The organism is Enterobacter sp. HMSC16D10, from assembly GCF_001807145.1.
Taxonomy (GTDB): Bacteria; Pseudomonadota; Gammaproteobacteria; order Enterobacterales; family Enterobacteriaceae; genus Enterobacter; species Enterobacter roggenkampii.
In genome coordinates this window covers 1-1,443 of sequence record NZ_KV787900.1, presented here as the reverse complement: position 1 = coordinate 1,443, position 1,443 = coordinate 1, and the positions used below count along the sequence as shown (strand labels likewise).

Sequence of the window (1,443 nt, the reverse complement as noted above, 5' to 3'; positions counted from 1 at the left end):
TGTACTGCACCCATTTTGTTGGACGATGAAATGGAATAGTCCCTGATATGTCAAAGCCAAAATACCCCTTCGAAAAGCGCCTTGAAGTCGTGAATCACTACTTCACAACTGATGATGGTTACAGGATCATCTCTGCACGTTTTGGTGTGCCTCGAACCCAGGTCAGGACGTGGGTTGCCCTCTATGAAAAACATGGAGAAAAAGGTTTAATTCCCAAACCTAAAGGCGTTAGTGCTGATCCAGAGTTGCGCATTAAGGTCGTGAAAGCCGTGACCGAGCAGCAGATGTCCCTCAATCAGGCTGCTGCTCACTTTATGCTTGCTGGTAGTGGTTCTGTAGCCAAGTGGCTGAAAGTCTATGAGGAGCACGGAGAAGCTGGTTTACGCGCACTCAAGATCGGCACCAAAAGAAACATTACAATGTCAGTTGATCCAGAAAAAGCGGCGTTAGCATTGGAGCTGTCGAAAGACCGACGTATTGAGGATCTTGAAAGACAAGTTCGATTCCTTGAAATGCGGCTTACGTATCTAAAAAAGCTGAAAGCCTTAGCTCATCCCGCGAAAAAGTGAAAGTACTCAACGAGCTAAGGCAGTTTTACCCTCTTGATGAGCTTCTCAAGGCAGCGGAGATACCGCGCAGTACGTTTTATTACCATCTAAAGGCTCTCAGCAAGCCTGATAAGTATGCGGATGTTAAAAAGCGTATTGGTGAGATTTATCACGAGAATAAAGGTCGTTACGGATACCGTAGGGTAACGTTGTCTCTCCATCGAGACGGGGAACGGATTAACCATAAAGCCGTTCAGCGCCTGATGGGAACCCTCTCGCTTAAGGCAGCGATTAAGGTCAAGCGATACAGCTCCTACAGAGGAGAGGTAGGGCAAACCGCCCCCAATGTTCTCCAAAGGGATTTCAAGGCTACACGGCCAAACGAGAAGTGGGTTACCGACGTTACTGAATTTGCAGTCAATGGGCGAAAGCTGTATTTGTCTCCAGTAATAGATCTCTTCAACAACGAAGTTATTTCTTACAGCCTGTCGGAAAGACCTGTGATGAACATGGTCGAGAATATGCTCGATCAGGCATTCAAAAAGCTTAAGCCTCACGAGCATCCTATTCTGCACTCTGACCAGGGATGGCAGTATCGTATGAGAAGGTATCAAAACATCCTTAAAGAACAAGGCATTACACAGAGCATGTCCAGAAAAGGCAATTGTCTGGATAATGCAGTCGTGGAATGTTTCTTTGGAACCTTAAAGTCGGAGTGTTTTTATCTTGACGAGTTCAGTAATATAAGCGAACTGAAGGATGCTGTTACGGAATATATTGACTACTACAACAGCAGAAGAATTAGCCTGAAATTAAAAGGTCTGAGTCCAATTGAATATCGAACCCAGACCTATGTGCCTCGTGTTTAACTGTCCAACTTTTTGGGGTCAGTACA

The 1,443-nt window shown here is 45.4% G+C and carries 1 protein-coding gene; it reads left to right on the top strand.

Annotation, left to right across the window (positions count from 1 at the left end):
* Nucleotides 1-47 precede the first annotated feature (47 nt).
* Nucleotides 48-1,417 (top strand): IS3-like element ISKpn8 family transposase gene (locus HMPREF3143_RS25160; protein WP_085949440.1). Its coding sequence is split into 2 segments (ribosomal slippage): nt 48-528 and nt 528-1,417, totalling 1,371 coding nucleotides; the frame shifts between segments, so codons are not numbered across the junction.
* The last annotated feature ends 26 nt before the right edge of the window (nt 1,418-1,443 follow it).